The organism is Prevotella sp. S7-1-8, from assembly GCF_000758925.1.
Lineage (GTDB): Bacteria > Bacteroidota > Bacteroidia > Bacteroidales > Bacteroidaceae > Prevotella.
On record NZ_JRNC01000113.1, the window covers coordinates 1 to 5385 of the forward strand.

Annotated in this window: 5 protein-coding genes and 1 pseudogene; 1 reads left to right on the plus strand and 5 read right to left on the minus strand. The window is 42.3% G+C overall.

Going from position 1 to position 5385, the window contains the following annotated elements:
* The coding region (locus tag HMPREF1640_RS12040; RefSeq protein WP_036895221.1) for a helicase C-terminal domain-containing protein at positions 1 to 1375 on the plus strand (1375 nt) is incomplete at its 5' end.
* Between the two features lie 87 nt (positions 1376 to 1462).
* Here HMPREF1640_RS12040 and HMPREF1640_RS12045 read toward each other — a convergent pair.
* The 5 genes and pseudogenes from HMPREF1640_RS12045 to HMPREF1640_RS12065 all read right to left on the minus strand — a co-directional run.
* Positions 1463 to 2479 (minus strand): nucleotidyl transferase AbiEii/AbiGii toxin family protein, encoded by a 1017-nt coding sequence (locus tag HMPREF1640_RS12045; RefSeq protein WP_036895223.1) that lies wholly within the window; start codon positions 2477 to 2479, stop codon positions 1463 to 1465.
* Positions 2472 to 3077: a DUF6088 family protein gene (locus HMPREF1640_RS12050; RefSeq protein ID WP_036895224.1), complete on the minus strand. Its 606-nt coding sequence runs from the start codon at positions 3075 to 3077 to the stop codon at positions 2472 to 2474. The genes HMPREF1640_RS12045 and HMPREF1640_RS12050 overlap by 8 nt, the downstream gene beginning before the upstream one ends.
* Positions 3078 to 3379: 302 nt before the next feature.
* Positions 3380 to 4306, minus strand: a complete 927-nt coding sequence (locus HMPREF1640_RS12055) for an Abi family protein (RefSeq protein WP_036868048.1) — start codon at positions 4304 to 4306, stop codon at positions 3380 to 3382.
* Positions 4307 to 4470: 164 nt separating this feature from the next.
* A complete protein-coding gene (locus HMPREF1640_RS12060) occupies positions 4471 to 4779 on the minus strand; it encodes a helix-turn-helix domain-containing protein (RefSeq protein ID WP_036895226.1) in 309 nt (102 codons plus the stop codon).
* Positions 4767 to 5385 (minus strand): annotated as a pseudogene (locus HMPREF1640_RS12065) (bifunctional DNA primase/helicase); the annotation flags it as partial. The pseudogene HMPREF1640_RS12065 and the gene HMPREF1640_RS12060, both read right to left, overlap by 13 nt.

A 5385-nucleotide genomic window follows, 5' to 3' on the forward strand; every position in this document is an offset into this window, starting at 1 on the left:
GCAATTTGTATTCTCCGATTTGGGTACGTATAAGCCCGGTGGAGACTTCAATATCTATTCGGAGGTTAAGCGTAAATTGGTAGAAGATTATCATATCCCGTCCTACGAGATACGCTTCATTCAGGAGTGCAAGAACGAGAAAGCCAAGAAAGCGATGGTCGAAGCAATGAATCGTGGAGACATCCGTATTATCTTCGGTTCTACTTCCATGCTCGGCACGGGTGTCAATGCCCAGCAGCGTGCGGTGGCGGTGCATCAACTTGACACACCCTGGCGACCCTCAGATTTAGAACAGCGAAATGGTCGGGCAATTCGTAAAGGTAATATGGTTGCCAAAGAATTTGCAGACAATAAAGTCGATGTGATTATCTATGCCGTGGAGCGGTCGTTGGACAGTTACAAGTTCAACTTGCTTCATAACAAGCAATTGTTTATCAATCAGTTGAAGACCAATACGCTCGGTAGTCGTACCATTGACGAGGGCTCGATGGACGAGGATAGCGGTATGAACTTCTCAGAATATGTAGCAGTACTTTCAGGCAACACCGACCTTTTGGAGAAAGCCAAACTCGACAAGAAGATTGCGACTTTGGAATCCGAGCGCAAGAACTTCCTCCGTGAGCGTGATGCCGCAACGGGAAAGTTGGCAGAGATTGACAGCTCTGTATCTTTTCATTCAGACAAGATCAAGGAAGCCAAGGCAGACTTGGCATGCTTTGAGAAGCGTGTGGAGCGGGACAAGGAGGGACTGGCCGTCAATAAACTGACAATCAAAGGTGTGGAGGACAGCACCGACATCAAGGTCATCGCCGCCCGTCTGCATGAGATAGAGGAAAAGGCTCGTACCAAGAGCGAGTACAACAAGATTGGCGAGGTTTACGGCTTTTCCATCATGGTCAAGACGGAGAGCAGCTCAAAGGATCTGTTTGATTGCTCGATAAACCGCTTCTTTGTCAAGGGACAGGAGAGCATCTACTATACTTATAATAACGGTAAGTTAGCGGCAGACCCGAAACTTGCCTGCGAGAACTTCGTAAATGCCTTGGAGCGTATCCCTAAGGTGATAGAGTCGCATGAGAAGGAGAAAGAGAAGGTGGCAGCCAATAAGGAAATCTATACTGCTATTGCTAATGGGACGTGGAAGAAAGAGGACGAGCTTCGCTCGCTCAAAGGGCAGTCGGCAGAGTTGGACAGAAAGATTGCCCTTACACTTGCACCATCGGAAGAGGAAAAGGAAGAAACGGAGGGCATGAAACAAGAAGAGGCTTTATCTGGCAATAGTCATTCTGTCAAGGTAAGCAATGAGCCGTCTCCTGTTCAAGATAAAGAAGAGGACAGTCATTCACAGAGTTTCAGACCCAAATGGAGACACTAAATATAGAACTATAAGTGTTAACGATTAGATTTCGGCAATAATACCATTTTATTGCCGAAATCTTGTTCTATTCCAAAACCGTAAGCATTATTTATGACAATCTTCTCCTCTAAACATCTCCTGAAGTTTTGACATCCCCTTTAATAATTCATCAAATGTTGGCTTTTCCCCGTAAATCATAGATTCTTTCATCGACTCATAGTCAGAACTCCATGTGTCAATAATATCTTTTCTGGGGATAAGCTGGAGACGTTTGCGTACATCAGGCGTATAGTCCACACCTCGCACAGAGGTGTAAATTTCCCGATGATGGCGTATGGATTCCCATAAAATACCATCAGTAACTGCATCCCTTGCAAAATCTTTATTCATCATGACGTAAAGGTCATAAAGGTGTCGGCTTTTGCGTTCAGCCACCATTCCATGCCCGGGAACAGAGAATAACTCATGGAGCAAGAACACCTTTTCAAGAAATGTCTTTGCAGGAATGGCAGTATTTATGACACTATCGTTCAATGGCATAACAGGGAGGTTCTCACCAAGGATACTTTTGATTTGTATTGGCTCTGTCGGTTCAATCAATGAACGCGCACTGACTTCCAATACTACATCAGGACGAAGATATGTGAGTGCCTTATCAAAGACAGACTTGTAATGAAGATAAATCTGACGTGGTTCGGGATACGTGTTATCACCTTCGCCGTTGGGTTGTGCTTCGACTGTAATAAACGACTGTAATCCTTGCCGTTCAAGTTCTTCGCAAATCATGGGAGCCAGCTTCGCTAAAACGAAAAGCGACGATGTCTTACGCAATTTCTTGATTTGTTTTTTCGTAAGGTCTCCTTCCTGCGCGCCAAGGAATACGGGATCAACAGCAAGGTCTATATCCTCCGAAAATCGTTCTATGAGTTTCCAGCCTTTGCTCAGACTTGTACCACCCTTGAAAACTATATGCCCGGCAACAGGCAGTGCAAAGATCACCTGTAGGATTGCGGTTACCCAGAAATCTTTCTCAACGACTTGGGCTGGCAGTACCACCTTATGCGCAATTGATTCATAGACGGTTTTTCGCTGTGAATCTGATAATTTCAAAAACTTATTCATACAAGCTAATTATAAATTCCCTTACCTTTGAGGTCATTAGTTTTAGATCTGTCGCCTGAAAGCGGGGATTTGCGTTTACCTGTGCTTTAATGAGGGCGATCTGTTCCTCCGTCAAATTTTCCACTTTCCAATCTTTAAGTGCCATTGTCAAAAGAAGAGCTAACTGGCTGCGAATGGCAAAGTATCTGGGTGAGGCACGCTTGAATTTTATGTTTTTTCCCTCGCCAAGATCTATTGTGCGAGACACTCCGTCAGTTAAATAAACAACATTCATCGGCACCTGTTGAGTAAGTCCCAGTTGGTATTGGGCAAAAAGCCCTGTTGGGACAATTCTTGCCCCGTCTCTTTTTGCCATTGCCTTGGCGATGTCTTCAAGCGATGGAGGGACTGCACCAAGTCCATACACCTTTTCTATTTTAGGATAGCAGTAAATACCACGTGCGACTCTAAGCAACAGTCCCTTCGCCGTGAGGCGCTCCAATGCTTTATTAACTGAATTTCGACTACCATACGAAATAAAATCACCAATAAAGAATACAGAACTACGTCCGCACTTCTTTACCTTTGCAAGTATTTTATTTTCAATATTTTCATTCATATTTACATATAATTTTTGTCGCGAAACAATACATTATTCACGACAGCAAAGATACATATTAAAATCCATAGTCAGCTCAAAAATCTACGAAAAAATATATATTTGCTAAAAGAAATAGCCTTTCCTTTGAAGATAGCCATTCACAGAGTTTCAGACCCAAATGGAGACACTAAATATGTATTGGTTATCCAAATGAAAGTCAAGCACTTGTTCTTGTGCTTGACTTTCGATTTTTGAAAAATTTTTATCTTGGTATTCTTATATTGTGTATGATAATTGGTTGAATTATCTCCATAAATTCATTATTGCCAGATAGGTTCTTTATTCCAATGGTTAGGGAAGCCAATCTTGTAAATTGGAATATCCGGACATTCTTCTATCAATGAGATAATTTTCTTTTTGTATGTGTCCCCGGCATTGATAGCATTGCACAGGTATAGCATAGAGGTAATTATCAGATATGGCTTTTTCTTGGCAAACTCAGAAAGAGGCTTTTTCAGCCAAATACCTTTGGGATTGTTGATGTCCATAGGTCGTTTTACCATATTCCGACTCCAAACTCTGGAATGATGGGCTACAATATTCCTCAGATAAGATATAGCTTCGAGCCAGCTTGAGAGTTCTGTGTGTATGTTAAGTCCGAAGTCATTGGCAATTCTCGCCTTTTCCGATAACTGATGACAGAGATTCTTGTATATCTTTGAAAGAGTACCGAAAGTTGCCACCTCAAAAATCACCCACGCATCAGGCTGCTGGGTAAATGATGTACATTTCCCGTCTTTCCACACTCCGTATTTGCGTTTGTATTCTTTTATAAAGACTTCACCACTGCGCATAAATTCGCTCATCAAATCCTCTATATGTTGTTGGTGGAGAGATTCATTTACAAAGAGTTTTTTGTCGGTATAGAATAGCCCGCCAAAAGATTGTGAGAGATGATAAATCATTTTTGTTCGTAGTGCTATCTCTATCGCTTCAATGGCATCAAACAGTATCAGGCGTAATTCCTTATCGAAGAAATAACGTGAGATAACATCCTCAAATCTGGATTCCTCCATAAATATATGATGGTCTCTGTCCTTTTGCATATCCCACCAGTACCCCTTTAATCGGTAGTAGCTGATATGGTTCAAGTGAAGACGGGCAAAATCCTCGTCTTCAATAATCATGCCTCTATGCTTCAGTAAATCGATTTGTTCCTGAATGGAACGTGATTTTTTATTTGCCATAGTATATATAAAAAAATGACTCGCCGGCAGATCTTACGGTATGCCAAGCGAGTACTGTTATCTTCATGTGCGGTAAAACCGCAACCAACTTTCTGCTTGCAAAGGTAAGTATTATTTTTTGTTCCGGCAAAATAATTGCGGATAAAAAATATAAGCAACAATAATTACCATCCCTCTCGCTTTCGGAACATCTCATCTATCTCTTCTCTGAGGAAGAGTAAACGCCCATTGGCTTTCAGGTATGGTATTTTTCCTGCCCAAACCCAGTTATAGATGGTTTTCTGCTCTACTTTAAGTATCTTGGAAACATCAATGATGTCCAAATATTCGGGTTTCAATGGAGGGTGAATGGTCGTATCGACAGATTGCTCTTGCAAAACCAGCAGATGGTCAAGTTTACTCTCGACAGTCATCAGCTTGTCAAACAAGCGTTTCTGCCATGTATCTTCGGTTCTTTGGTCTATGTATAACATAATTCTCCTTTTTGATAGTTACCACTTGTGTCTTGCGACAAGATACGCTGCTCCTTCATATAGGCAATGTACTTCTTTGCCGTTCGGTCCTTGATTTCCATTTCACGCATCAATACATCACATAACTCTTGGTATGAAAGTCTTAGCTTGATACGGAATGCAGACTTTACAACAGACAACAGCTCATCGGTCTTGCGTTTTTCCTTATCCTCTTTCGACTTTTCTCCACGATAAACGTGCATATCGGCTTCCTTGTCCCATCCAAAGAGCATCATCGGCACATCCAGCGGGCTTCCATCACGCACTTTCAATGCCTTGACGACCGAGTATTCGGGATTGTCATCTTTCTCGATGGAGAGAATGCCCGCAGCCTTGCGTTGCAGTTCCGACCCGATGTGTCCCCTTAGTTTGATACCATTAGGTACAAAATGGAGTACACAAATGATACAAGTATTGTAAATGCCTGCCAAGCGGTAGAGTTCATCCACAATGGCTATACTCTCCGTTTCGTCGTTGGCGGAGCGTATCAAGTCTGCTATACCGTCAATGACCACAAGGTGTATTCCCCCGTGCTTGTGATGAAACAAGTCCATACTTTCACGAATT

Coding starts and splice junctions, on each gene's coding strand:
- HMPREF1640_RS12045 (WP_036895223.1), bottom strand. CDS start 2,479: ATGAATAAGTTTTTGAAATTATCAGATTCACAGCGAAAAACCGTCTAT.
- HMPREF1640_RS12050 (WP_036895224.1), bottom strand. CDS start 3,077: ATGAATGAAAATATTGAAAATAAAATACTTGCAAAGGTAAAGAAGTGC.
- HMPREF1640_RS12055 (WP_036868048.1), bottom strand. CDS start 4,306: ATGGCAAATAAAAAATCACGTTCCATTCAGGAACAAATCGATTTACTG.
- HMPREF1640_RS12060 (WP_036895226.1), bottom strand. CDS start 4,779: ATGTTATACATAGACCAAAGAACCGAAGATACATGGCAGAAACGCTTG.